25 protein-coding genes are annotated in these 23,500 nt (G+C 74.1%); 7 read left to right on the top strand and 18 right to left on the bottom strand.

All coding sequences use genetic code 11. The features are described from left to right. Positions 1-5: 5 nt before the first annotated feature. Genes D1648_RS00790 through D1648_RS00775 form a run of 4 tightly spaced genes read right to left on the bottom strand, consistent with a single transcriptional unit; the run spans position 6 to position 5,285 of the window. Positions 6-1,622 (bottom strand): carboxyl transferase domain-containing protein, encoded by a 1,617-nt coding sequence (locus D1648_RS00790; RefSeq protein ID WP_164518521.1) that lies wholly within the window; start codon positions 1,620-1,622, stop codon positions 6-8. 5 nt (positions 1,623-1,627) lie between these two features. After that, on the bottom strand, positions 1,628-3,016 hold the full coding sequence (locus D1648_RS00785) for a dihydrolipoamide acetyltransferase family protein (RefSeq protein WP_122938895.1): 1,389 nt from the start codon (positions 3,014-3,016) through the stop codon (positions 1,628-1,630). Continuing rightward, entirely contained in the window at positions 3,016-4,008 is a 993-nt protein-coding gene (locus tag D1648_RS00780; RefSeq protein WP_122938894.1) for an alpha-ketoacid dehydrogenase subunit beta, read from the bottom strand. Before D1648_RS00780 ends, D1648_RS00785 begins: the two co-directional genes overlap by 1 nt. Next, positions 4,005-5,285, bottom strand: a complete 1,281-nt coding sequence (locus D1648_RS00775) for a thiamine pyrophosphate-dependent enzyme (RefSeq protein WP_122938893.1) — start codon at positions 5,283-5,285, stop codon at positions 4,005-4,007. Before D1648_RS00775 ends, D1648_RS00780 begins: the two co-directional genes overlap by 4 nt. Positions 5,286-5,463: 178 nt before the next feature. On the opposite strand from D1648_RS00775, the gene D1648_RS00770 reads away from it, so the two are divergent. Continuing rightward, entirely contained in the window at positions 5,464-5,934 is a 471-nt protein-coding gene (locus D1648_RS00770; protein ID WP_122938892.1) for an Lrp/AsnC family transcriptional regulator, read from the top strand. Positions 5,935-6,223: 289 nt separating this feature from the next. On the opposite strand, the gene D1648_RS00765 is transcribed toward D1648_RS00770, so the two are convergent. From D1648_RS00765 to D1648_RS00755, 3 genes are all read right to left on the bottom strand, one after another. Then, complete coding sequence (locus D1648_RS00765) at positions 6,224-7,240, bottom strand: Gfo/Idh/MocA family protein (RefSeq protein ID WP_122938891.1); 1,017 nt, start codon at positions 7,238-7,240, stop codon at positions 6,224-6,226. After that, a complete protein-coding gene (locus D1648_RS00760; protein WP_122938890.1) occupies positions 7,234-8,226 on the bottom strand; it encodes a Gfo/Idh/MocA family protein in 993 nt (330 codons plus the stop codon). Before D1648_RS00760 ends, D1648_RS00765 begins: the two co-directional genes overlap by 7 nt. A 178-nt stretch (positions 8,227-8,404) precedes the next feature. Next, positions 8,405-9,772: an aminotransferase class I/II-fold pyridoxal phosphate-dependent enzyme gene (locus D1648_RS00755; RefSeq protein WP_241155298.1), complete on the bottom strand. Its 1,368-nt coding sequence runs from the start codon at positions 9,770-9,772 to the stop codon at positions 8,405-8,407. A 292-nt stretch (positions 9,773-10,064) separates the two neighbouring features. On the opposite strand from D1648_RS00755, the gene pdxS reads away from it, so the two are divergent. Together pdxS and pdxT are read left to right on the top strand one after the other, a co-directional pair. Continuing rightward, complete coding sequence (gene pdxS, locus D1648_RS00750) at positions 10,065-11,012, top strand: pyridoxal 5'-phosphate synthase lyase subunit PdxS (RefSeq protein ID WP_122938889.1); 948 nt, start codon at positions 10,065-10,067, stop codon at positions 11,010-11,012. Between the two features lie 71 nt (positions 11,013-11,083). Further along, complete coding sequence (gene pdxT, locus D1648_RS00745; protein ID WP_241155307.1) at positions 11,084-11,629, top strand: pyridoxal 5'-phosphate synthase glutaminase subunit PdxT; 546 nt, start codon at positions 11,084-11,086, stop codon at positions 11,627-11,629. A 25-nt stretch (positions 11,630-11,654) separates the two neighbouring features. Here pdxT and D1648_RS00740 read toward each other — a convergent pair whose 3' ends face one another. The 3 genes from D1648_RS00740 to D1648_RS00730 are packed head-to-tail and all read right to left on the bottom strand — an operon-like array spanning position 11,655 to position 12,874. Further along, positions 11,655-12,056, bottom strand: a complete 402-nt coding sequence (locus D1648_RS00740; protein ID WP_102237169.1) for a PIN domain-containing protein — start codon at positions 12,054-12,056, stop codon at positions 11,655-11,657. A gap of 3 nt (positions 12,057-12,059) precedes the next feature. Next, entirely contained in the window at positions 12,060-12,338 is a 279-nt protein-coding gene (locus tag D1648_RS00735; RefSeq protein WP_122938888.1) for a type II toxin-antitoxin system prevent-host-death family antitoxin, read from the bottom strand. A gap of 41 nt (positions 12,339-12,379) precedes the next feature. Next, a complete protein-coding gene (locus tag D1648_RS00730; protein ID WP_122938887.1) occupies positions 12,380-12,874 on the bottom strand; it encodes a flavodoxin domain-containing protein in 495 nt (164 codons plus the stop codon). Positions 12,875-13,091: 217 nt separating this feature from the next. Here D1648_RS00730 and D1648_RS00725 point away from each other — a divergent pair, with 217 nt between their 5' ends. Beyond that, positions 13,092-13,640 (top strand): hypothetical protein, encoded by a 549-nt coding sequence (locus tag D1648_RS00725; RefSeq protein WP_122938886.1) that lies wholly within the window; start codon positions 13,092-13,094, stop codon positions 13,638-13,640. Positions 13,641-13,673: 33 nt separating this feature from the next. Here D1648_RS00725 and D1648_RS00720 read toward each other — a convergent pair whose 3' ends face one another. Both D1648_RS00720 and D1648_RS00715 read right to left on the bottom strand, forming a co-directional pair. Beyond that, on the bottom strand, positions 13,674-14,315 hold the full coding sequence (locus D1648_RS00720) for a response regulator transcription factor (protein ID WP_122938885.1): 642 nt from the start codon (positions 14,313-14,315) through the stop codon (positions 13,674-13,676). Then, positions 14,312-15,709, bottom strand: coding sequence for a histidine kinase (locus D1648_RS00715; protein WP_241155297.1), 1,398 nt, complete (start codon positions 15,707-15,709; stop codon positions 14,312-14,314). Before D1648_RS00715 ends, D1648_RS00720 begins: the two co-directional genes overlap by 4 nt. Before the next feature lie 187 nt (positions 15,710-15,896). Here D1648_RS00715 and D1648_RS00710 point away from each other — a divergent pair, with 187 nt between their 5' ends. Next, positions 15,897-16,973: an ABC transporter permease gene (locus tag D1648_RS00710; protein WP_122938884.1), complete on the top strand. Its 1,077-nt coding sequence runs from the start codon at positions 15,897-15,899 to the stop codon at positions 16,971-16,973. Between the two features lie 5 nt (positions 16,974-16,978). Further along, a complete protein-coding gene (locus D1648_RS00705) occupies positions 16,979-17,731 on the top strand; it encodes an ABC transporter ATP-binding protein (RefSeq protein ID WP_122938883.1) in 753 nt (250 codons plus the stop codon). Between the two features lie 234 nt (positions 17,732-17,965). Here D1648_RS00705 and D1648_RS00700 read toward each other — a convergent pair whose 3' ends face one another. From D1648_RS00700 to D1648_RS00680, 5 genes are all read right to left on the bottom strand, one after another. Then, positions 17,966-18,862: an SRPBCC family protein gene (locus D1648_RS00700; RefSeq protein ID WP_122938882.1), complete on the bottom strand. Its 897-nt coding sequence runs from the start codon at positions 18,860-18,862 to the stop codon at positions 17,966-17,968. After that, a complete protein-coding gene (locus D1648_RS00695; RefSeq protein WP_122938881.1) occupies positions 18,859-19,218 on the bottom strand; it encodes a helix-turn-helix transcriptional regulator in 360 nt (119 codons plus the stop codon). The genes D1648_RS00700 and D1648_RS00695 overlap by 4 nt, the downstream gene beginning before the upstream one ends. 123 nt (positions 19,219-19,341) lie before the next feature. Further along, positions 19,342-20,778 carry an MFS transporter gene (locus tag D1648_RS00690; RefSeq protein ID WP_122938880.1) on the bottom strand — a complete coding sequence of 479 codons (1,437 nt, stop codon included), beginning with the start codon at positions 20,776-20,778 and terminating at the stop codon, positions 19,342-19,344. A 92-nt stretch (positions 20,779-20,870) separates the two neighbouring features. Then, on the bottom strand, positions 20,871-21,248 hold the full coding sequence (locus tag D1648_RS00685) for a YciI family protein (RefSeq protein ID WP_122938879.1): 378 nt from the start codon (positions 21,246-21,248) through the stop codon (positions 20,871-20,873). Positions 21,249-21,306: 58 nt separating this feature from the next. Continuing rightward, positions 21,307-21,675 carry a cupin domain-containing protein gene (locus D1648_RS00680; RefSeq protein ID WP_122938878.1) on the bottom strand — a complete coding sequence of 123 codons (369 nt, stop codon included), beginning with the start codon at positions 21,673-21,675 and terminating at the stop codon, positions 21,307-21,309. An 82-nt stretch (positions 21,676-21,757) separates the two neighbouring features. Here D1648_RS00680 and D1648_RS00675 point away from each other — a divergent pair, with 82 nt between their 5' ends. Beyond that, positions 21,758-22,747: a helix-turn-helix transcriptional regulator gene (locus D1648_RS00675; protein WP_122938877.1), complete on the top strand. Its 990-nt coding sequence runs from the start codon at positions 21,758-21,760 to the stop codon at positions 22,745-22,747. A 24-nt stretch (positions 22,748-22,771) separates the two neighbouring features. Here D1648_RS00675 and D1648_RS00670 read toward each other — a convergent pair whose 3' ends face one another. Then, positions 22,772-23,401, bottom strand: a complete 630-nt coding sequence (locus D1648_RS00670; RefSeq protein WP_122938876.1) for a superoxide dismutase — start codon at positions 23,399-23,401, stop codon at positions 22,772-22,774. Between the last annotated feature and the right edge of the window lie 99 nt (positions 23,402-23,500).

Here is a 23,500-nt window from a genome sequence, read left to right as displayed (position 1 = left end):
TCGCCTCACATCCTCAGCACGCCGCGGCGCAGCGGGGGCAGCGGGGTGCGGGTGACGACGTCGAGGGCGAGGCCCAGGACGGTGCGGGTCTCGGCGGGTTCGATGACCCCGTCGTCCCAGAGCCGGGCGGTGGAGTAGTACGGGCTGCCCTGGCGGTCGTAGTCCTCCTCGATCGGCCGACGGAACGCGGCCTCCTCCTCGTCGCTCCAGGTGCCGCCGGCGGCCTCGATCCGGTCGCGGCGCACCGTGGCGAGCACGGCCGCGGCCTGCGGCCCGCCCATCACGGACACGCGCGCGTTCGGCCACAGCCACAGGAAGCGCGGCGAGTAGGCGCGCCCGCACATCGAGTAGGTGCCCGCGCCGAAGGAGCCGCCGATCACGACGGTGAGCTTGGGGACGCGGGCGCAGGCGACGGCGGTGACCATCTTCGCGCCGTCCTTCGCGATGCCGCCGCGCTCGTACTCGGCGCCCACCATGAACCCGGCGATGTTCTGGAGGAACACGAGCGGGATCTCGCGCTGGTCGCACAGCTGGACGAAGTGGGCGCCCTTGAGCGCGGACTCGCTGAACAGCACCCCGTCGTTCGCGACGATCCCCACGCGGTGGCCGTGGATCCGGGCGAAGCCGGTGACCAGGGTGGTGCCGTAGGCGGGCTTGAACTCGGAGAGCTCGCCGGCGTCGACGATCCGGGCGATCACCTCGCGCACGTCATAGGGGGTGGCGAGGTCCGACGGGACGGCGGCGCCCATGGTCGCGGGGTCGACGGCGGGCTCCGGCGGGTGGGCGCGCTCGCGCCCGTCGGCCGACGACGGCGGGGGCGGCGGCAGGGTCGCGACGATGTCGCGGAGGATCGCCAGGGCGTGCTCGTCGTCCTCGGCGAGGCGGTCGGCGACGCCGGAGACCTCGGTGTGCATCGCGCCGCCGCCGAGCTCCTCGGCGCTGACCTCCTCGCCGGTGGCGGCCTTCACCAGCGGCGGCCCGCCCAGGAAGATCGTGCCCTGGTCACGGACGATGACGGTCTGGTCGCTCATGGCGGGCACGTAGGCGCCTCCCGCGGTGGAGGAGCCCATCACCGCGGAGAGCTGCGCGATCCCCTCGCCGCTCATCCGGGCCTGGTGGTAGAAGATCCGGCCGAAGTGGTCGCGGTCGGGGAAGACCTCGTCCTGCATCGGCAGATACGCGCCGCCCGAGTCGACGAGGTAGAGGCAGGGCAGGTGGTTCTCGGCGGCGATCTCCTGGGCGCGCAGGTGCTTCTTCACGGTCATCGGGAAGTAGGTGCCGCCCTTGACGGTCGCGTCGTTGGCGAGGACGAGGCAGTGGCGGCCGTGGATCATCCCGATCCCGGCGATCACCCCGGCGCTCGGCGCGGCCCGGTCGTACATCCCCTCGGCGGCCAGTGGGGCGATCTCGAGGAAGGGGCTGCCGGGATCGAGCAGGCGGTCGATCCGTTCGCGCGCCAGGAGCTTCCCGCGGGCACGGTGCTTCGCCCGCGCCTGTTCGCTCCCGCCCCGGGACGCGGCGGCGAGACGCTCCCGCAGCTCGGCGACCAGGGCGTCCATCGCCTCGGCGCGGGCGATCGCGGTGGGCGAGGCGGGGTCGACGGCGGTGCGCAGCTGTTCCACGGCCCTCACCGCACCAGCAGGGTCGCGGGGTCGGCGAGGGTCTCGGCGATGTCCATCAGGAAGGCGGAGGCCTCGGCGCCGTCGAGCACGCGGTGGTCGAAGGAGAGGGTCAGCGTGACGACGGTGCGCAGCGCGATCCCGCCGCGGTGTTCCCAGGGCTGGGTGCGCAGCGCCCCGAGGGCGAGGATCGTGGACTGGCCGGGGTTGAGGATCGGGGTGCCGCCGTGGACGCCGAACACGCCGACGTTGGTGACGGTGAGGGTGGAGCCGGTCAGCTCCTCGGGGCTGAGGGCGCCCTCTCTGGCCCGGGCGGCGGTCTCGGCGATCGCGGCGGTGAGGGCGGGGCCCTGGGCTGTGCCGGGCGCGGTCGCGCCGGACGGCGTGGCAGCGGTCGGGGTGCCGCCGGCACGTGGCAGGGTCGCGACGAGCAGGCCCCGCTCCGTGGCGACCGCGATCCCGAGCCTGACCTCGTCGAACACCTCGATCCGGCCGGTCTCGGCGTCGTAGCGGGCGTTCGCCGCGGGGGTGCGTGCGGCGGCGGGGAGGATCGCCCGGCACACTGCGGCGAGGAAGGAGGTGCGGTGCTCCGCGCGTCCGTCGCGGTCCAGCAGCTCGAGGGTGTCGGTGACGTCGATCGTGACGTGCACGGAGGCGTGCGGGGCGGTGAACGCGGACTCGGTCATCGCCCGCGCGGTCTGCTTGCGCAGCCCGGTCACGGGCACGTGGCGGGAGCCGCGAGCCCCGGTGTCGCGCCGGCCGGCCGTGCCGCCGCCGTGGGCGTGCGCCTCGACGTCGGCCCGCAGGATCCGTCCGCCGGGACCGCTGCCGTGCACGGCGTCGAGGTCGATCCCCAGGTCGCGGGCCCGTCGCCGCACGGGCGGCATCGCCCGGGGCGTCGGACCGTCGCCGGTCGCCGAGGCGGGGCGCTCGTAGGGGGTGGTGGGGAAGGTGCGCGCGCGTCGGCGGGGACGACCGGTGCCGGGCAGGACGGGTCCGTAGCCGACCAGCACCTGCTGGCGCTCGAGCCGGGCCTCCCCGGCCCCCGCCGCCGACGCAGCCTCCTGCTCCTGCTCCTGCTCCTGCTCCTGCTCCGGCTCCGGCGAGGCCGCCTCTGCCGGCGCCGCGCCCGGCCCGGCGTCCGCTTCCGCGTCTGCGGCGTCCGCCTCCGCGAAGCCGACCAGTGGCGCGCCGACGCCGAGGGTCTCCCCCTCCGCGGCGTGCAGGGCGCTGATCCGTCCGGCGCGCGGGCTGGGCAGCTCGACCAGGGCCTTGGCGGTCTCGACCTCGGCGAGCGCCTGGTTGCGGGTGACCTCGTCGCCGACGGCGACGTGCCAGGCCACGATCGTCGCCTCGGTGAGGCCCTCACCGAGATCAGGGAGCAGGAAGTCGCTCATCACGCCGCCTCTCGCGAGCTGCGGCGGCCGAGCGTGCGGTCCACCGCGTCCAGGATCCGGTCGATGCCGGGCAGGTGGTGGTCCTCGAGCGCCGCCGGCGGGTAGGGGACGTCATAGCCGGTGACGCGCTCGGGCGCGGCCTCGAGGTGCTCGAAGCAGTCCTCGATCACGCAGGTGATCACCTCGGAGGAGAGGGAGACGGTGCCGGACGCCTCGTGGGCGACGACCAGCCGCCCGGTGCGTCGCACGCTCGCGGCGACCGTGTCGCGGTCCAGCGGCGCGAGCGAGCGCAGATCGATCACCTCGAGGTCGATGCCGTCGTCCTCCGCCGCCGCAGCCGCCTCGAGCGCGGTGACCACGAGCGGGCCGTAGGCGACGAGGGTCGCGTCGCGGCCGCGGCGCAGCACGCGGGCGGAGTCCAGATCGGCGGTGAGGGACGTGTCGACCTCGCCCTTGCCCCAGTAGCGGCGCTTGGGCTCGAGGAGGATGACGGGGTCGTCGCAGGCGATCGCGGCGCGCATCGTCGAGCAGGCGTCCTGGGGGTCGGCGACGGTGACCACGCGCAGGCCGGGGGTGTGGGCGAAGAACGCCTCCGGGGACTCGGAGTGGTGCTCGACCGCGCCGATCCCGCCGCCGAAGGGGATCCGGATCACCAGCGGCATCCGCACCCGCCCGCCGGTGCGATAGTGCAGGCGCGCGACCTGGGCGACGAGCTGGTCGAAGGCCGGGAACACGAAGCCGTCGAACTGGATCTCGCACACCGGGCGCCGGCCTGCATAGGCCATGCCGACGGAGGTGCCGACGATCCCGGACTCGGCCAGCGGCGCGTCGATCACGCGCTCGGCGCCGAAGCGGTCCTGCAGGCCGTCGGTGATGCGGAAGACCCCGCCGAGGGTGCCGATGTCCTCGCCGATCAGCAGCACGTCCTCGTCCGCGGCGAGGGCGTCGGCGAGCGCGGCGTTCAGCGCGGCGGCCATGGTCATGGTCGTCATGACGCGCTCCCGGCGGGGGCGAGCGAGGCCTCGAGGGCCGTGAGCTGCTCGCGCTGGCGCGCCAGACCCGGATGCTCGCTGGTCAGCACGTGCTCGAAGAGCGCCTCCGGGGCGGGGACGGGCAGGGCAGCGACTGCGTCGCGGAGGGCGTCGGCCGCCTCCCGGCCGCGCTCGTCGGCCTCGGTGCGCAGCTGCGCGACGGGGGCGCCGAGCCGCTCGAGATGGCGGTCCAGGCGCAGGATCGGGTCGCGCTCGCGCCAGCGCTCGAGCTCGGTCTCGTCGCGATAGCGGGTGGGGTCGTCGCTGGTGGTGTGCGGGCCGAGCCGGTAGGTGACGGCCTCGAGGAACATCGGGCCGGCGCCGGAGCGGATCCGCTCCGCGGCCAGGCGCGTCGCCGCGCGCACGGCGAGCACGTCGTTGCCGTCCACACGCAGGGAGGGGATGCCGAAGCCGAGCGGACGATGGGACAGCGGCACGGTGGACTGCAGCGCCACCGGCTCGGAGATCGCGTAGTGGTTGTTCTGGCAGAAGAACAGCACCGGAGCGCGGAAGGAGGCGGCGAAGACCATCGCCTCGCTGACGTCCCCCTGGCTCATCGCCCCGTCGCCGAAGCAGGCGATCGCGATGTCCTCCTGACCACGGGCGGCCATCGCCATGGCGTAGCCGACGGCGTGGTGGGTCTGCGCACCGATGATCACCTGCGGGGTGGCCATGCGGCGCGCGAAGGGGTCCCAGCCGGACAGGGTCGTGCCGCGCCAGACGCTGAGCATCTCGGCGGGCTCGACGCCCCGGCACCAGGCCACACCGTTCTCGCGGTACGAGGTGAAGAAGAAGTCCCTCTCCGGCAGTGCGCGGGCGAGTCCGATCTGCGCGGCCTCCTGCCCGCGCAGCGGCGGCCACAGCCCGAGCTCGCCCTGGCGCTGCAGCGCGACGGCCTCGTCGTCCAGCGCCCGGATCACGGACATGTCGAGGAACAGCGCCGCCAGCTGCGCCTCGTCGACATCGCGCAGGCAGGGGTCCAGCTGGGCCTCGGGACGGCGGGTGCCGTCCACAGCGAGGACCTGCAGAGGCTGGTCGACGGCGCCGGCCAGGTCGGGGTGCGACGGGGCGGGGTCGGGCTCCGCGGGGTCGGGCGCAGCGGAGCGGGGCCCGGCGGAGCGCGCCGCAGCGGGGTGGGGCGCGGCGGCGCCACGGGGCGCGGCGGGATCTGACGGGGCGGGGTCGTGGTGCTCGTCCCGGGGTGACCGGGTGGAGCCGGCGGACATCGTCGTCGACATGCGGACCTCCAAGATCCGTGGCACCGGGTGGGTGCCGGGGTGGCGCAGGGGTGGGCGCCGAGGGGACGTCTTCGTCCCGATCCACGCTACGCCGGGAGTGCATGCCGAACAATCACTCTCCACAAAAGAGTGCAGAATGCTCTGGACTCGTGGCTACGCACGCGTAGGATCACGCAATATGCACACCGTCGATGACACCGACCGACGCATCCTCCTGGCCATGACGGAGAACCCGCGGGCCACGATCGTCTCCCTCGCGCAGTCCCTCGGGATGAGCCGCAACACGATCCAGGCGCGCCTGGCCGCGCTCGAGGCGGGGCAGGCCCTGCAGGGCTACGACCGGCGCCTGCACGCCGCCTCCCTCGGCTATCCGCTGACCGCCTTCATGGAGACGCAGGTGGATCAGCCGCGCCTCGAGCACGTGATCGCGCAGCTGCGGGAGATCCCCGAGGTGGTCCAGGTGCACGGGCTCAGCGGACTGAACGACATCCTGGTGCGCTGCGTGTGCCGCGACACCGACGACCTCTACCGGGTGAACAAGCTGATCCTGGGCTGCGAGGGCGTGATCCGCACCGACACCTCGCTCGCGATGGGCGAGCTGATCCCCTTCCGCCTCGCCCCGGTGCTCGAGCGCGACCTGGAGGGATGAGCGAGCTCGCGCCGTCCCGGCCGGCCCGGCCACCCCATCCCTGCCCCACCACCCCGTCCCGGCCCGACCACCCCATCCCGGCCCGACCACCCCGTGAGAAGTGTCGGAAAGACCCGCCATTCCAGCACTTCTCATGGGATCGAGCGGGGTCGGAGGGGATCGAGCGGGGTCGGAGGGGATCGAGCGGGGTCGGAGGGGATCGAGCGGGGATCGGAGGGGATCGAGCGGGGATCGGAGGAGATCGAGAGGCGATGCGGCCCCGCCGCCCGCGCCGGCCCCGCCGCCTGCGTCAGCCGAGCGGGACCGGCTGGCCCGTGCGCACCGACTCCTGCGCGGCGGCGACGACGCGCACGGTCCGCAGCCCCACCTCGCCCGTCGGCGGAGCCGCCTCCCCCGCGCGCACGGCGTCAAGGAACGCGTCGAGCAGCAGAGCGTCGAGGTCGGTGCCGTAGGGCAGCCACGTCCCGGGCCCGCCCACGTGCTGGGCGAAGGCGTCGATCTGGAGCTGGCCGCCGGTGCCGACGGCCTGGAGGCGCAGCCCGCCCCAGGTGGGGGCGTCGGCCGACTGCGACCAGGAGCAGTCGATGGTGGCGACCAGGCCCGAGTCGTAGGTGAGCGTGACCAGGCCGCCGGTCTCGGCGCCCTCTCCTGCCCGGTCGGCGTACAGGATCCGGTTGGAGACGGCGTGGACGGTGGCGGGGGCGCCGAAGGCGGAGTCGAGGATCTCGGCGATGTGCACGGTGTGGTCCACGAGGGAGCCGCCGCCGGCGAGCTCGACGTCGGTGAACCAGTCGCGGCCGGCGGGGAGCTTGCCGTTGTTCGTGCCGGTCAGGCCGATGACCTCGCCGAGGGTGCCGTCCGCGACGGCGGTGCGCAGCGCCTGGACGGCGGGCGAGAAGTGGACGGGGAAGGCGGTCATGAGCACCACGCCGGCCTCGCGGCAGACGGCGACCATCGCCTCGGCGTCCGCGACCGTGGTGGCCAGCGGCTTCTCGCACAGCACGTGCACGCCGCGGCGCGCCGCCTCGAGCACGAGATCGCGGTGATGGGCGTTGGCGCTGGTGACGATGATGGCGTCGGGGCCGCCCGGCCAGGTGTTCCAGGCCTCCTCGTAGCTTCCCACCACGCGCGCCCTGTGGAGGTCCCCGAAGCCGTCGGGGTCGGCGACGACGAGCTCGACGTCGCCGCGGGGGGCGAGCTGGGCGGCGTAGGCGGCTGCGTGGGTGTGCGCGCAGCTCATCAGCGCGATCCTCAGCGGGGCCGCGGCCGAGGGTGCGGCGGGGTCCTGGTCGTGTGCGGTCAGCATGCGATGCTCCGTCCGGTGCGCAGGGATTCGAGGGCGGCGGAGGCGACCTCCACGGCGCGGACGCCGTCGGCCGGGGTGACGCGGGCGTCGGAGCCGTCGGCGCGGGCGGCGATGAACTCGACGAGCTCGGCGGCGTAGGGGTCGCGGAGGGTGGAGACGTCGGGCAGGAAGCCGGCGCCGGAGGCCTGGCGGTGGGAGGCGACGGCGTCGAACATGATCCCGGGGTCGCCGGCGCTGTCGTACTGCAGGCGTCCGCCGTCGCCGGCGAGGTCGAAGGTGTAGCGGAAGGCGGTGCCGGTCGGGCCCCAGAAGCCGCGGCAGTGGCTGAGCGCGCCGGAGGCGTGGGTCAGCACGACGTGCGCGGTGCGGACCGCGGAATCGGAGGCGGCGATCGACTGCTGGGCGAAGACCCGCTCGACCGGTCCGGCCAGCCACAGGGCCTGGTCGATGTCGTGGATCATCTGGTCCATCACGATGCCGCCGGAGAGCGACTCGTCGGCGTACCAGGAGCGGTCCGGCAGGGAGCCGGTGCGCTCGAAGCGCAGCACGGCGGGGGTGCCGATCGCGCCCGCGTCGAGCGCCCGCTCCGCCGCCTCGTACTGCGGGAAGAAGCGCACGACGTGCGCGGGGAAGAGGCGGCGGCCGACGCGCTCGGCGTGCGCCGCGAGCTCGCGCGCGACCTCGGGATCCAGCGCGAGCGGCTTCTCGCACACGACGTCCCGGCCCGCCTCCAGCGCCGCGCGGACGACCTCGGGGTGGGACGGGGTGGGGGTGCAGACGTCGACGACGTCGACCGCGGCCAGCAGCTCCTCGAGTGTCCCGTGCACGACGGCGCCGGAGGAGGCGGCGAAGTCCTCGGCGCCCTCGTGGCTGTGGCAGTGCAGCTCGGCGCCGATCTCGCGCCATCCGGGCAGGTGGGCGCGGGAGATCCCGCCGGTGCCGACGATGCCGACGCGCAGGGCGGCGGGGGGTGACGTCGATGTCATGGTCTACCTTCCGGGGCCGTTCGGGGGAGCGGCTCGAGTTTATGAAAGCGGCTTTCGGAAAGCCTTCCCCGACTTGCCCGCGGAGTCAAGGGGAGCCATGCCGCGCGGCAGCGGGAAGATCCGGCACCCGCCTCGCCGGGACACGCACCCAGCCCTCGCCCTGCTCCGCACGGCCGGCTCAGCAGACCTCTGCGATCGCCGCGAGGAGATCGTCCGCGAGCCGCTCCGCGTCCTCGCCCGTCAGTCCGTGTGCGGTCACCCGCAGGTGCCGTGAGGGCTCGCCCTCCGGCGCGAGGCGGAACTCGTCCCCGGTGCGCACGAGCCAGCCCCGCCGCGCGAGGGCCGCCGCGACTTCCGTCGCGGGGCGGGGCAGCGGCACCCACAGGCTCATCCCGTCGGCCGCCGGGGCGTCGAGCCCCCGCGCGGCGAGCAGCGCGGCGACCTCGGCGTTCCGTGCGGCGTAGTGCGCTGCGGCCTGCTCGATCCGGGCACGTGCCGCCTCATCCGCGAGCACCCCGTGGGCGAGGCGCTGCAGAAGGTGGCTGACCCAGGTGGTGCCGGAGCTGAGCCGCAGCGCGAGCCGCCCGGCGGTCTCGGGGTCGGTCGCGAGGACGGCGAGGCACAGGTCCGGGCCGAGGAACTTCGAGACCGAGCGCACGAGCGCCCAGCGGCGGTGCCCGGGCGGCAGCGGGGAGCGGAAGGGCCGGCGCGAGAGGAAGGAGTAGTAGTCGTCGAGGACGACGAGGACATAGGGGTGCTCGGCGAGCACGGCACGCAGCTCCTCCGCACGGCGGGCGCTCAGGGAGGCTCCGGTGGGGTTCTGGGCCCGCGGCGTGAGCACGACGGCGCGGGCCCCGGCCTCGAGCGCGGCGCGGAGCCCGCCGGCGGTCATGCCCTCGTCGTCGACGGGGACGGGCAGGGTCCGGTAGCCGGCATGGCGGACGGTCTGGATGCTCGCCAGGAAGCACGGGTCCTCCAGCGCCACGGCGTCGTCGCGCACGAGGGCCTGGGCGAGGAGGCGCTCGATCGCGTCGACGGCGCCGCTGGTCAGCGTGAGATCCGCGGCGGTGCCGGTGGGCACATCGGGCGCGACCCAGTCCCGTGCCCAGGCCTCGAAGCCGGGATCGATGACCGGTTCGCCGTAGAGCACGGGCCGGCCGACGGCGCCGGCGAGCGCGGGCGCGAGGTCGGGGATGAGGGCAGGATCGGGGTTGCCGCTGCCGAGATCGCCGAGCATCCCCGCAGGGGTGTCGGAGCGGAGTCCTGCGAGGGCGTCCGCGGCGGCGAAGCCCTCCTGCGCCGTCTGCTGCCGGCCGGCGATGCGGGTCCCGGCACGGCCCTGCGCGACGACGGCGCCGTCGCGGGCGAGGCGGCGGTAGGCGGCGACGGCCGTGTTGCGGTTGACGCCGAGCCGTTCGGCGAGGGTGCGCACCGGCGGGAGCAGGTCGCCGGGGCCGAGCTCGCCGCGCTCGACGAGGGCGCGCACGCTGTCCGCGATCTCCGCGGCGGTGGTGCCGCTGATCTGCACGGTCGAGGGGGTCTCCACGTGGCCGAGTGTAGGGCGAAGCCCCCCGCGGAGCGGCGAGTGCATCCGGTGGCGCTCAGCCCGCATCCACCCCCGTATACGCCCCTCGCTCCTCGCAGAGCGCCGCCTCTCGCAATGCCACCGTGGGCACCTCCCCGAATCCACCCGCCGCACCCCGCCCCTCCCGCCCGCGGACGCCTGGAGACGCTCGCCCGACCCCGTGCTACCTTTTGGCCTAGATCAAAGTGGTGCAGGGAGGGTCGACGCGGCGAATGCCGTCGGCCCGCGCCGCGCGAGCGACGAAGGAACTGCCATGAGCACCCCTGCCCCCACCAGCCACAGCACCGCCGCCAGCACTGCCGCCGCCCCGTCCCACACCCCCGCCACCGGCACCGGCACCGTCAAGCGCGGCCTCGCCGAGATGCTCAAGGGCGGCGTCATCATGGACGTCGTCACCCCGGAGCAGGCGCGGATCGCCGAGGACGCAGGCACCGTCGCGGTCATGGCGCTAGAGCGGGTCCCGGCCGACATCCGTGCCCAGGGCGGGGTCTCCCGCATGTCCGATCCCGACATGATCGACGGGATCATCGAGGCGGTCTCGATCCCCGTGATGGCCAAGGCCCGTATCGGCCACTTCGTCGAGGCGCAGGTGCTGCAGGAGCTGGGCGTGGACTTCATCGACGAGTCCGAGGTGCTCTCCCCCGCCGACTACGTCCACCACATCGACAAGCACCGCTTCACCGTGCCCTTCGTGTGCGGGGCGACGAACCTCGGCGAGGCGCTGCGCCGGATCACGGAGGGCGCGGCGATGATCCGCTCCAAGGGCGAGGCCGGCACGGGCGACGTCTCCGAGGCGACCCGGCACATCCGCACCATCACCGCCGAGATCCGGGCCCTCGCCGCGAAGGGCGAGGACGAGCTGTACCTCGCCGCGAAGGAGCTCCAGGCCCCGTACTCGCTGGTCAGGGAGGTCGCGGAGGCGGGTGCGCTGCCCGTGCCGATGTTCACCGCGGGCGGGGTCGCGACCCCTGCGGATGCCGCGATGATGATGCAGCTGGGGGCCGACGGGGTGTTCGTCGGCTCCGGGATCTTCAAGTCCGGCGAGCCTGCGAAGCGCGCCGCCGCGGTGGTGCGGGCCACGACGTCCTTCGACGATCCGGCCGTGATCGCGGAGGTCTCCCGCGGGCTCGGGGAGGCGATGGTGGGGATCAACGTCGCCGACCTCCCCGCTCCGCACCGCCTCGCCGAACGCGGCTGGTGAGCGGATACCTGGACCCCGGGCCGCGCATCGGGGTGCTCGCCCTGCAGGGCGACGTGCGCGAGCACTCCCGGATGCTCGAGCATCTCGGCGCGCAGGTCATGCCGGTGCGACGGCCGGCGGAGCTGGCCGAGGTCGATGGCCTCGTGCTCCCCGGCGGGGAGTCCACGGTCATCGATCGCCTCACCGGGCTCACCGGCCTGCGGGAGCCGCTGCGGGAGGTGATCGCGGGCGGGCTGCCGGTGCTGGGCACCTGCGCGGGGCTGATCCTGCTGGCCGAGCGGCTGCGGGACGGCGGCCCGGGTCAGGAGACCTTCGGCGGCCTGGACGTGACCGCGCGCCGCAATGCCTTCGGCCGACAGACGGAGTCCTTCGAGACGGATCTCGTGGTGCCCGCGCTCGAGGGGCGCGGGGCCGACGTGCCGCCGGTGCGGGCCGCGTTCATCCGCGCCCCGCTGATCGAGGAGATCGGCCCGGCCGCGGAGCTGCTCGCCGCACTGCCGGACGGGCGGGCGGTCGCGGCGCGGCAGGGACGGGTTCTCGGGCTCGCCTTCCATCCGGAATCGACGGGCGAGACGCGCTTCCACGAGCTGTTCCTGCAGGTCGTGCGCGAAGGGTGAGTGAGACGGAACGGTCGATTCGGCCTCATCCGACGCGATCGACAGGGTCCAGGACCTCCAGCCCGAGATGCGCCGCGACGTCTTTCATCGTCCTGTCATGGGTGGCGACGACGACCGGCTCGCCCAGGAGCAGCGCGGTGGCGAGGTGCAGCGCATCGAGGGTCTTCACGTGGCGCTCGATGGACTCGGCCACGGCATGCGTGTCGCGCCCGATCTCGAGCAGTCCCACCCGATCCAGGAGTGGCGTCCCGTCGACGAGGGACCGTCCCTCACGGCGGAGGACGCGCACCACCTCGGTGCGGAGCAGGCGGGAGGAGACGAGAGTCCCGGCCCGGTCCATCCAGGACTGGACGTTCGTGCGCTCCGGAACATCGAGGATCGCGCGGAGAGCAACCGAGGAGTCGAGATAGACGAGGTCACTGCTCATGACTCAGTGATCGCCGCGCATCTCGGCGAGGAGCGCATCCGCCTCGCTCGAGGTGTACGCGGGCCCGCCGACCCGCGACGGCCACGGGGACGGCGTCGACCGCGCAGGGGTGAAGCGTCCCTGCCGCTCGAGCCTCCCCAGCACGTCCTCGGGCTCCCGGGCGCTGATGACGCGCCACCGCGGCACGCCCCGCTCCGTCACGACCACATCCTCCACGTCCGTGACACGGGCCAGCACCGCAGCGGTCTTCTGATTGAGCTCGCGCTTGCTGATCGTTGTCATGACGCGATTGTACTACCTGCGTCAGACATCATCGTTGCAGCTCAGGCTCCCAGCAGCGGCGCGATCTCCCTCCCCCACGCCGCGACGGCCGGCAGGTCGCGGAAGTCGCCGGTGGGGGTGCGCATGGACTTCAGCAGCACGCGCTCGTGCAGCGGGATGCGGTCCATGAGCACCCAGCCGGGGAAGTTCGCGGTCGCGACGGGAGCGCGGTCGAGGGTCGCGAGGAAGGCGTCGGTCGCCTTCTGCCTGCCGGCCTTGGCGGGATCGGCGGCCGAGCCGGAGCAGGAGAAGAAGGCGAAGGGACGGCTCGCGAGCACCTCGGCGTGCTCCTTCGCCCAGGCCGCGGCGCTCTTCTCGATCGACTCGACGCGCACCCCGGAGCCGAGCACCACGGCGTCGTAGCCGGCAGGGTCGGGGGCCTCCTCGATGTCGGCGAGGTCGCAGTCGATCCCGACCTCGCGCAGGGCGGCGGCGAGGGTCTCGGCGAGGGTGCGGGTGGCTCCGGAGTGGGTCGCGTAGGCGACGAGCGCTGTCATGGCAGAAATAGTGCCAGCCGCCCGGCCCGGTCGGCCAGGACCGAGGTCCGCCGACGGGTCCGTGACCGACCGAACGCCCCTCGCCCCAGGCCGCTCCCAGGTCACGATTCGGTGCTCATGACTCGTCGGTCACTGGATCGCCGACGCGCAGAAGCGGACAATCCCGTCATACGGCCCTGGCCGCCGTGGCCTTCGCCGTCTCCTGGAGGAGGCAGCCGTGAAGAAGAGAATCCTGTCCGTCCTCGCTGCGGGCGCGCTGCTGGTGGGACTGGGCGCCGTCGCCCCGGCCACCGCGTCGGCCGCACCGTACTGCGGGATCCGCTGGGGGTCGCTCCCCGAGTCGGTCACCGCCACCACCTCGGCCCAGGTCGAGAACCTCCGCTCCGGCCGCCACGACTGCTTCGACCGGCTCGTCGTGGACCTGGACGGCACCGTCACCGGGTACTCCGTCTCCTACGTCAGCCGTGTGGAGCAGCTCGGCTCCGGGAAGGTCGTCCCGCTCTCGGGCGCGGCGGACCTGCAGGTCCTCGTCGAGGCCGCGGCCTACGACGACAGCGGCGAGGCGACCTACTCGCCGCGCACCCCGTCGCGCGCGGTGGACGTGACCGGCTATCGCACCTTCCGCCAGGTCGCCTTCACCGGCAGCTTCGAGGGGCAGACCCTCATCGGGCTCGGCGTCCGCGCCCGGCTCCCGATGCGGGCCTTCGTGCTCGACGGTCCTGGCGACGGCTCACGCCTGGTCATCGACGTCGCCCATCGCTGGTGAGCTCCGCGGGGTCGCGACCTGCGGGGACGGCGCTCAGCGGATCAGCCGACGCTCCCGCGCCACCCTCAGCGCAGCGGTGCGGCTCTCCACCCCGAGCTTCTCGTAGAGGTGGACGAGGTGGGTCTTCACGGTCGACTCGGAGATGAACAGCCGCTTGGCCGCCTCGCGGTTGGTGGCGCCGGTGGCGAGGACCTCGAGGATCTCGGTCTCGCGCGGGGACAGGGCGGTGCGAGGCTCGGCCATGCGCCGCACCAGCAGCTGCTGCACCTCGGGGGAGAGCACGGAGCGGCCGGCGGCGGCCTCGCGCACGGCGTCCAGCAGCGCCTCGGTGGGTGCGTCCTTGAGCACGTAGCCGGTCGCGCCGGCCTCGAGCGCGCCGACCACGTCGGCCTCCGCGTCGAAGGTGGTCACCGCGAGGACCTGCACGCCCGGGTGCTGCGCACGGAGCTTCCGCGTGGTCTCGATCCCGCTGATCCCGTCGCCGAGGTTCAGGTCCATCAGCACCAGGTCGGGAGCGCCGTCACCGGTGGTCACCAGCCGGTCCAGCGCCTGCAGCGCCTCGTCGCCCGAGCCGACGTCGGCGACGACCTCGACCTCCGCATCGGCCTCGAGCAGGGCGCGGAGCCCGGCGCGGACGACGGGGTGGTCGTCGACCATCATCAGTCGGATGCTCACGGTCGGGCCTCCTGGTCGCGCAGCGGAAGGGACAGACCGACGGCGGCGCCCTCCCCCGGGATCGAATCGATCGTCACGGTACCCCCGGCCCGGTCCATCCGCGCCCGCAGCAGGCGCAGCCCGTCGCCGCCCTCGGTGCGGTCGCGCCCATCGCCCGGCTCCGACCGCGCGGTTCCCCGCGAGCCCGCCTCGGCTCCGCCCGGCGCGGCGGCCACGGCGGCGGGGTCGAATCCGCGCCCGTCGTCGACCACGTCGAGGCTCACCCGGTCCGGCCACCAGGCGAGGGTGAGCACGCAGCGCTGCGCGTGCGCGTGGCGCTGCACGTTCGCGACCAGGGACTGCGCGGCCCGGTGCAGGGTCTCGACCTGGTCGGGGGCCAGCTCGGCGGGAGTCCCGTCGACCCGCAGCTCCCAGCGGGTGGGGTCGCCGAGCGCCTCGGCGCTCGCGATCACGCCCCGCAGCGACTGCTCGAGGGTGGTGCGCGGTGCCCGGTCGGCGAGGTCGCGGACGAGTCCGCGCGCGTCGGCGAGGTTCTCGCGCGCGGTCCGCTCGATGCGGGAGAACTCGCCCGCGGCCGACGGGTGGGCGGCGCCCGCGGCGCGGGAGAGCATCACGATCGAGTTCAGACCCTGGGCGAGGGAGTCGTGGATGTCGCTGGCCAGGCGCTGACGCTCCTCGGCCACGCCCTTTCGCCGCTCGGAGTCGGCGAGCTCGGCCTGTGCGGCACGGAGCTGCGCGACCAGCGCCCGGTTGCGGTCCGTCTCGCGCAGCAGGCGACGGTAGACCGCGTGGGCGACCAGGGAGAACACCGCCCCGATCAGCGGACCGAGGATCTCGCCCACGCCCAGCAGGCCCTGCTCCCGCCCCAGCACCGGGGAGACGATCGCCCACAGCGTCACGAGGGCGAGGGCGAGGGGCCCGCCGACGGGGCCGAGCGCGAACAGGACCAGGAAGAAAAGCGTGAACGCGATCCACACGAAGGACGCGGAGACGAACGTGGTCGCCATCCAGGCGAGCGTCAGCGCGAGCACCCACGGCGCCGACGGCAGCAGCAGGTCGGTCGTCGCGGCCCGGCCCGCCGCGCCGCGGCGCAGGGCCCGCTGCGAGCCGAGCAGGTAGAGCGCGGCGAGCACGGCGGCGCACAGGATCGCGAGCGGGGCGGGGACCCCGTCGGCCGTGATCGCGCGGACCGCGCCCACCACCGGGAGCACCAGGAACGCGGCGTGCATCGCCCCGCGCAGCGTCGCGGCGAGGGCGGTGGAGGTGTCGCCCGCCGGCGCGGTCAGGGGCTGCGGCTCTGGCTCCCCCGCCGGCGCGGGCGGTGCCTGCGGCACGGGACGCCAGGACGGCGCCGGGCTGGCAGGGTCCTGGTCCGGGTGTCGATCGACGCTCACGCCCGACACTCTAGGGTCCGGGGCTGGCGGAGGGCTGGAGCAGCGACGACACGGGCCGAGGGCACGGGACGGCCGAGCCCGGGGCGCGCATCGTCCGAAAGGACCACCCCCGGCTCGTCCTTCCGTGGAGCGGGGACCGACCGCGGCGGTCGATGTCGCGGGCCGGGATCCGCGATGGCATGGAGCCATGTTCGTCGCACTGAAAGACATCGTCCACGCCAAGGGGCGCTTCACCCTCATGATCGGGGTGATCGCCCTGCTCACCCTGCTGCTGGTGCTGCTGACCGGCCTCACCCGCGGCCTCGCCCACCAGAACATCTCCGCGATCCAGGACCTCCCGGCCGACGCCGTGGTGCTCACCCCCACCCTCGGGGACGAGATCTCCTGGTCCGACTCGCAGGTCTCCACCGACCAGGCCGCGACCTGGGACGCGGCAGGCGGCATCACCGCCGAGCCGCTGTCCGTCGGCCAGATGCGCATCGAGGCGGACGGCGCCGTGACCTCCCTGGCCCTGTTCGGCGTCGCCCCCGACGGCGAGGCCGCGGCGGCCCTGCCCTCCGCGCCCGGCCCGGGCGAGGTGCTGCTGCCCGAGGACGTCGCCGCGGACCTCGGCGTCACCGCCGGGGACACGGTGCAGGTCAACGGCCAGGACCTCGCCGTCGCCGGCACCGCGCCCACCTCGTGGTACTCCCACTCCCCGGTCGGCTACGTCGACGTCACCACCTTCGGAGACCTCGCCCACCAGGCCGAGGACACCGCCGGCTCCGCCCTGCTGGTCCACGGCGCCTCCGCGGGCGACGACATCGTGGAGCAGGCCGCCTGGGACTCCGGCACCCGCGCCGTGAGCGTCGACGACTCGCTCGCAGCCCTGCCCTCGTACTCCTCGGAGAACGGCTCGCTGACCCTCATCCAGGGCTTCCTCTACGGCATCTCCGCCTTGGTCACGATCGCCTTCCTGTCCGTCTGGACGATCCAGCGCACCCGTGACATCGCGGTGCTGCGCGCCCTCGGCGCGACCGCCCGCTACGTCCTGCGCGACACCGTCGGCCAGGCCGCGATCCTGCTCGCGGTCGGTGCGGCCGTGGGCGGGGTCATCGGCGGGACCGGCGGTGCGGCGCTGTCGACCGTCGCCCCGTTCGAGTCCTCGGCGGTGACCGTGCTGCTGCCTGTCGCGGGAGTGCTCGCGATCGGCCTGCTCGGCTCGGTCCACGCCACCCGGCGCGTCACCCGCGTCGATCCGCTGCTCGCCCTCGGAGGGAACTGAACCCCATGACCACCACCGCCACCACCCCAGCACCCGACACCACCACGACCACCCCTGCGCTCTCGGCGCGGGACGTCACCGTCACCTACCCCGACGGACGGGATCCCGACGGCAGCAAGCGCCTGAACACCGTGCTGCACGCGGCGAGCCTGGACGTGGCCCGCGGCGAGTTCGCCGTGATCCTCGGCCCCTCCGGCTCGGGCAAGTCCACCCTGCTCAGCGTCGCCGCGGGGCTCGTCGTCCCGGGCTCCGGCAGCGTCGAGATCGAGGGCACGGACCTCACCGCGCTGGACGAGAAGCGCCGCACCGCGATGCGCCGCGACCGGATCAGCGTCGTCTTCCAGCAGCCGAACCTGCTGCCCGCCCTGACCGTGCGCGACCAGCTCCTGGTCACCCTGCATCTGGCGGGGGTGCGCGGCAGGCGCCTCCGCGCCGAGCGGAAGCGGGCCGAGGCGATGCTCGAGCGGGTCGGGATGGGCCGGTACGCGGACCGTCGGCCGCACGAGCTCTCCGGCGGCCAGCGCCAGCGGGTGAACATCGCCCGCGCCCTGTTCACCGATCCGGCGGTGCTGCTGGTGGACGAGCCGACCAGCGCCCTGGACCACGAGCGCTCCCGCGAGGTCGTGGACCTGCTGGTGGGGATCACGCGCGAGCTGAAGGTCGCGACCGTGATGGTCACCCACGACCGCGAGTTCGCCGAGGACGCGGACCGGGTGATCACCCTCCGCGACGGCCGGGTGGAGGACCCGGCGGCCTGAGCGCCCCGGGGCGGCGGGGCGCGGCCGACGGTCCCGGGCAGGCCGACGCCGGCGCGCGGCGGGTCCGGGCCGCCGCGCACCGGCGAGGTGCCGGTGACCCTACTCCAGCGAGCCCCCGGCGTCAGGAGGGTCCGGGAGCGGAATGCTCGCGCCCTGGTCGACCCGGAGTGTCGGGAGGGGCGCGGCGCGGCGCCCTCCGGTCCGAGCCGTCCCGCGGGAGCTCGGACGACGGAGTCAGCCGACGTGCGCGAGCGCCGCCGCAGCGATCGCCTCGACCGCGCCGAGTCCCCACTGCTCGAGGGCCGCGTCCTTCTCGGCCGGGTCGGCGCCGCGCACGGTAAGCACCATGCGGGCGCCGTGGCCGGTGCCCTCCACGAGCTCGAAGCGCACGTGGTCGCCGGGCTCCCCGGCGCCGGTGTCGACGGCGAGCACGCGCGGGGCCTCGACCTCGGTGACGGTGCCGAGCACGACCTCCGGGGCCCGCGGCGCCCGCAGCTCCTCGCCGACCACAGGCACCTCGTGGGTCACCTCGGGCTCCGCGGCGCCGCCGAGGAACAGCTCCCAGGCGACCCCCGGCGAGCACACCAGCTGACGCTCGAACCGTGCCGACCAGCCCTCGGCGCTCTCCTCGACCTCGGGCCGGCCGAGGTCGAAGCGGCGGGCGAGCTCCTCATGGCGGGCGTAGCGCGGCCCCGGCTCCTGCGGGGTCTCCCCCGCGACGACGGCGCCGAGCAGCTCGAGGCAGGACTCCCAGCCGGTGGCGACGCTCGCCGCGGCGGGGCGGTCGGCGAGGCGGTTGGTGAGCACGAGCTCCGTGCCCTCGCCCTCGGGGGCGAGCTCGAGGGTGACCACGTCGGTGTCCCAGGTGAAGCGCAGCAGGCGGGGCGGATCGAGGGCGAGCACCTCGCCGAACTCGGCGGGGTCGCCCGCGAACTCGGCGAAGCGCACGGTCCCGCCCGAGCGCAGCTCGATCTCGGGAGCGCCGGGGAACCAGGTGGCGAGGTGCTCCGCCTCGGTGACGGCGCGCCAGACGCGGTCGATCGGGTGGGGGTAGCGGCGGCGGACGACGATGTCGGTCCCGCCGTCGAGGTCGTGCAGCCGGGGGTCGCGGTCGGGGTCGGTGGTGGTCATGGCATCTCCTCGTCCTGCATGCGGTCCAGTCGCTCGCCCAGTCGGTCGAGCCGGTCCTCCCACAGCCAGCGGTAGGAAGCGAGCCAGTCGGCGAGCTCCGCGAAGGGCTCGGGGCGCAGGGCGTACCAGCGCCGACGCCCCTCTGCGCGGACCTCGACGAAGCCGTTCTCGCGCAGCACCCGCAGCTGCTTGGACACCGCGGCCTGCGGTGCGCCGGTCCGCTCGACGAGGGTGCCGACGGGCGCCGGCCCCTTCCGCAGCACGTCCAGGATCTCCCGGCGCAGGGGCAGGGAGAGCACGGTGTGCACGGTGGTGGCCGGGGCATCGGGGCCGGCGTCGTGGTCGACGGAGGACATGACGCATGTATACCCCTGGCGGCATATGTCGGTCAAGGCATGTGGATCGCGCGGCGCGCGCCGACTCGCCCTGAGCGGCGCCCCGTCGTCGCCCGGAGCCTCCGTCGACCGGGACTCCCCGCCTCAGGCGGCCGGCTGGGCGACGACCCGCGGGCTCCGGGCGGCGACGACGGCGGTGCCGACGGCGACGGCCGTGAGCAGCATGTACACACCGACGAACCCTGCCGACCCGGCACCGATCACGCTCAGCAGCACGGCCATCACGGCGGTGCTCGCGGCGATCGCCATCGCCTCCCCGGACTGCAGGGCCGAGCTGTACGCGCCCTGCTCGGCCGGCGGGGCGAGGTCGAGGGTCGCGGTCGCGACGCGCGCCGAGGCGATCCCCATGCCCACCCCCTTCAGCAGCGCGGTGAGCACCACGACGGGCACGGGGACGAGGCCGGTCGCGAGCAGCAGGGCGCCGACGGGGGCGGCGGCGACCAGCGGTGCGGCGGCGAGGATGAGCAGGCGGTGCTCGGCCTGGGTGCTGGGCCGACGGATCTGCACGAAGGAGCCGCCCGCCCAGCCGAGCGCGCCGACGGCCAGGATCAGTCCCGCGGCGGTGGGGCTGAGGCCGCGCTCGGTCTGCAGGTAGAGCGTGAGGTACACGTCCGGCACCGCCGAGGAGATCCCGAACCCGGCGCGCAGGGCGACGAGTCGCTGCGCCGCACCGCGCAGTCGCAGAGTCCCCGGCGGGAGCAGGGAGCGGGCCACGAGCGCGAGGGCGACGAGGCCCGCACCGACCAGCAGGAGAGCGCGGAGACCGTCCACCTGGGCGCCGAGGTGCAGCAGCACGAGCACCCCGGCGGCGAGCAGGGAGAGCCGACCGGTGCGGCCGACGATCGCGCCCGCTCGGGCCGACGCGCCTGCTCGGGCCGACGGCCCCGCCGCCCCTCCCCCGTCGCGGGCCACGCGCACGAGCACCAGCAGGGCGAGGCCCGAGCCGAGGAGGATCATCGCGAAGACCGCGCGCCAGGAGAGCAGCTGGGCGAGGGCTCCGGCGACCACGGGCCCGGCCATGGAGGGGACGAGCCAGGCGGTGGTGAGGAGCCCGAACATCGCGGGCCGCGCGGGGGCGGGGATGATCCGGGCGATCAGCACGTAGAGCACCACGGAGACGATCCCGCCGCCGATGCCCTGCAGCAGCCGTCCGAGGATGAAGGTCGCCGCACCGGGGGCGAGGACGCACAGCGCCAGACCGAGGAGGAAGAGCCCGCCGCCGACGGCGAGAGGCGCACGGGGTCCGCTGCGGTCCGACCAGTTCCCGCCCGCGACCATCCCGACCAGCGAGGTCGAGAGGGTGGCGGCGAAGGCGAGGGAGTACCAGTTCTCGGCCCCGAGATCCACCATCGCGCCGGGGAGCACGGTGGTCACGGCGAAGGCCTCCACGGCGATGAAGGTCATCTGCAGGAAGGCGCCGAGGATGAACGGGGCGGTGCGGGCGCTCCACAGCCGGGGCGGTGCAGGGGCGGGCCCCGCGGGCGAGGCGTCGCCGTCGAGGCAGTCGGTGTCGGCGGTCATGGGAGGAGTCCACGACCTCAAGGGAGCTTGAGGTCAAGGGCTTCCCGCAGATCCGCCGTCGGCCCAGCTCGCAGGGCTCCGCGACGGTCGCCTCAGGCCTCGGGCGCCTCCTGCAGGGCCCGGACCTCGATCCGGGACTGCAGCGCCGCGGAGGCCTGCTCGGCCCATCCCAGCGCGGCCTCCTCGTCGGCCGCCTCGATGATCCAGAAGCCGCCGACATAGGCGTCCGCCTCCACGAACGGCCCCGGGGTCCGCGTCGGGGCGTCCCCGGCGGCGTCCACGGTGACCGCGCTCGAGGGCGGCATGAGGCCGCCGGCGGTGACGAAGGCGCCGGCCTCGTGGAGGGCGGTGTTGAAGGCGTCGACGGCGGCGAAGACGGCCTCGAGCTCGGCGGGGTCCATCTCCTGCATGGACTCCATGGTGGGCTCCTCGGCGCTGTCGTGCGGGAGGGTCAGGAAGTACTGCGTCATCGGAACATCTCCTCGTGCGAGTGCGGTGCGTGCAGGTGCGTGGTGCGGCTCGGGCCCCTCATCCCTCCTCGGGGTACTCCTGGATCATCACGGGCGAGGCGTGGATGCACAGGATGCGCAGGGTCCCCTCGCCCGTCGCCGCGAACCGGTGCCAGGACTGTGCGGGCGCGATCGCGGTGTCCCCGGGATGCAGCGTGAGCTCGACGTCGCCGGCGACGAGCCGGGCCTCGCCCTCGAGGACGTGGAAGGTCTCGTCGTAGGGGTGGCGGTGGAGTCTCGGGCCCTGGCCGGGGTCGCAGGTGACCAGGAAGAAGGAGACGGAGGATCCGTGCCCCTCCCCCTCGAAGCGCAGCACCCGGCTGTCGGGGACGCGGATCTGCTCGGCGGGGATCGGTGCGGGATCGAGGCGGGTGTCGGAGGTGGTCATCGTGCCGACCTTTCGGGGCGGTGGACGGGCTCTGAGGGCACCGAGCCTTCCCTGTCCCCGCCCGGCTGACTAGCCTTTCGACGTGGATCGAAAGTTCGTGGAGTTCCACCTCGGGTCCAGCGACATCTCCTCCGTCCGCTTCGGGATCTCCCCGGGGCACGATCTCGTGCACGCTGTGCGGGCCCTGCTGCGGCCGCCGGTCGTGCCGCTGCACTGGGCGTGGTTCCGCACGCTGCCACCGGTCACGACGAGCCCGGCGTTCCGCCTGCTGGCCTCCGTCGCGGGTCCCCGCGGCTACCTGCCGGACTTCCTCACCGCGACGCCGACGGGCGACATGACCCCGCAGGAGGAGCTGGCCCGACTGCGCACGGTCCCCGCCGCCCGGCTGCGTGCCGACCTGCACAAGATGCTGGCCCGGGCCACGGGCGCCCGACATCGGCAGCTGCGGGGGATGATCGAGGACCCCGAGCGGTCGAGGGAGCGGATCGCCGAGGCCTGGGAGGAGGCCTGGGAGGCGCTGCTGGCGCCGGTCTGGCCGCAGATGCTGCGCCTGCTGCGCGCCGACATCGCCGTCCGGGCCCGTCGCAGCAGCGATGCGGGGCTGGCGGAGATGGGGGCGACCCTCCACTCGACGGTGAGCTGGGAGGGCGAGGTGGTGCGGGTGGCGATGACCTCGCACGAGGAGGTCGTGGACTGCGGCGGGACCGGACTGGTGCTGGTGCCGTCGGTGACGATGCCCGCGAGCGGCTGCGCGGTGCTCACCGAGCGGCCTGCGCAGCCGACGATCTTCTACCCGGTGCACGGGCTCTCGGCGGCGTGGTTCCGCAGCGGGGACGACGCCTTCGCCGCGCTCTCCGCCCTGCTGGGGCAGGCCAGGGCGCATCTCGTGCTCGAGCTGCAGCAGCCGTTGTCGACCTCCGAGTGCGCGGCGCTGATGGACGTCTCGCTCTCCACCGCCTCCCACCACCTGACGGTGCTGCGGGAGGCCGGGCTGATCGACAGCCACCGCCGCGGACGCAGCGTGCTGCACACGCGCACGCCGCTGGGCGAGGCCCTGGCCTCCGGCGGGTGAACCCGCCCGCCGGAGGCACGAGGCTCAGGCCTGCGGGACGACCAGACCGGTCGCGGACGAACGCGCCGCCTCGAAACGGGCCTGCACATCGGCCCAGTTCACGATGTCCCAGATCGCCTTCACGTAATCGGCCTTCACGTTCTGGTAGTCCAGGTAGAACGCGTGCTCCCACATGTCCAGCTGGAACAGCGGGATCGTCGCCACCGGCACACCGTTCTGCTGATCGTAGAACTGCTCGATCACCAGGTTCCCGCCGATCGGCTCGAACGCCAGCACCGCCCAGCCCGAACCTTGGATCCCCAGCGCCGCCGCCGTGAAGTGCGCACGGAAGGAGTCGAACGAGCCGAAGAACTCATCGATCGCCTGAGCCAGCTCACCGGTCGGCTTGTCGCCGCCCTCCGGCGAGAGGTTCTTCCAGAAGATCGAGTGGTTCGTGTGACCGCCCAGATTGAACGCCAGATCCTTCGAGAACTGGTTGATCGTGCCGAAGTCCCCGGACTCCCGCGCCGCGGCCAGCTTCTCCAGCGCCGTGTTCGCGCCCTTGACGTAGGTCGCGTGGTGCTTGGAGTGGTGCAGCTCCATGATCTTCCCCGAGATCGAGGGATCCAGCGCGCCGTAGTCGTAGTCGAGATCGGGAAGCGTGTACTCCGCCATGGTCAGTCCTTTCGTCGACGCCCGTCGGCAGCCCCGGCGAGCAATGCCTCGACCCTAGAACCTCAAGCGCGCTTGAGGGCAAACCGTCCGGTCACACTT

Origin of the sequence: Brachybacterium sp. EE-P12, from assembly GCF_003711805.1 — a bacterium.
Taxonomy (GTDB): Bacteria; Actinomycetota; Actinomycetes; order Actinomycetales; family Dermabacteraceae; genus Brachybacterium.
Note: the sequence above shows the minus strand (reverse complement) of the source record. Positions and strands in the feature narration are given on the sequence as shown.

Bases quoted from the DNA above. Each gene is read 5' to 3' on its own strand.
- D1648_RS00775 (WP_122938893.1), bottom strand. From the start codon at position 5,285: ATGTCGACGACGATGTCCGCCGGCTCCACCCGGTCACCCCGGGACGAG.
- D1648_RS00780 (WP_122938894.1), bottom strand. From the start codon at position 4,008: ATGACGACCATGACCATGGCCGCCGCGCTGAACGCCGCGCTCGCCGAC.
- D1648_RS00710 (WP_122938884.1), top strand. From the start codon at position 15,897: ATGTTCGTCGCACTGAAAGACATCGTCCACGCCAAGGGGCGCTTCACC.
- D1648_RS00700 (WP_122938882.1), bottom strand. From the start codon at position 18,862: ATGACCACCACCGACCCCGACCGCGACCCCCGGCTGCACGACCTCGAC.
- D1648_RS00685 (WP_122938879.1), bottom strand. From the start codon at position 21,248: ATGACGCAGTACTTCCTGACCCTCCCGCACGACAGCGCCGAGGAGCCC.
- D1648_RS00770 (WP_122938892.1), top strand. From the start codon at position 5,464: ATGCACACCGTCGATGACACCGACCGACGCATCCTCCTGGCCATGACG.
- pdxT (WP_241155307.1), top strand. From the start codon at position 11,084: ATGCTCGAGCATCTCGGCGCGCAGGTCATGCCGGTGCGACGGCCGGCG.
- pdxS (WP_122938889.1), top strand. From the start codon at position 10,065: ATGAGCACCCCTGCCCCCACCAGCCACAGCACCGCCGCCAGCACTGCC.
- D1648_RS00785 (WP_122938895.1), bottom strand. From the start codon at position 3,016: ATGAGCGACTTCCTGCTCCCTGATCTCGGTGAGGGCCTCACCGAGGCG.
- D1648_RS00680 (WP_122938878.1), bottom strand. From the start codon at position 21,675: ATGACCACCTCCGACACCCGCCTCGATCCCGCACCGATCCCCGCCGAG.
- D1648_RS00740 (WP_102237169.1), bottom strand. From the start codon at position 12,056: ATGAGCAGTGACCTCGTCTATCTCGACTCCTCGGTTGCTCTCCGCGCG.
- D1648_RS00730 (WP_122938887.1), bottom strand. From the start codon at position 12,874: ATGACAGCGCTCGTCGCCTACGCGACCCACTCCGGAGCCACCCGCACC.
- D1648_RS00690 (WP_122938880.1), bottom strand. From the start codon at position 20,778: ATGACCGCCGACACCGACTGCCTCGACGGCGACGCCTCGCCCGCGGGG.
- D1648_RS00765 (WP_122938891.1), bottom strand. From the start codon at position 7,240: ATGCTGACCGCACACGACCAGGACCCCGCCGCACCCTCGGCCGCGGCC.
- D1648_RS00670 (WP_122938876.1), bottom strand. From the start codon at position 23,401: ATGGCGGAGTACACGCTTCCCGATCTCGACTACGACTACGGCGCGCTG.
- D1648_RS00695 (WP_122938881.1), bottom strand. From the start codon at position 19,218: ATGTCCTCCGTCGACCACGACGCCGGCCCCGATGCCCCGGCCACCACC.
- D1648_RS00705 (WP_122938883.1), top strand. From the start codon at position 16,979: ATGACCACCACCGCCACCACCCCAGCACCCGACACCACCACGACCACC.
- D1648_RS00735 (WP_122938888.1), bottom strand. From the start codon at position 12,338: ATGACAACGATCAGCAAGCGCGAGCTCAATCAGAAGACCGCTGCGGTG.
- D1648_RS00760 (WP_122938890.1), bottom strand. From the start codon at position 8,226: ATGACATCGACGTCACCCCCCGCCGCCCTGCGCGTCGGCATCGTCGGC.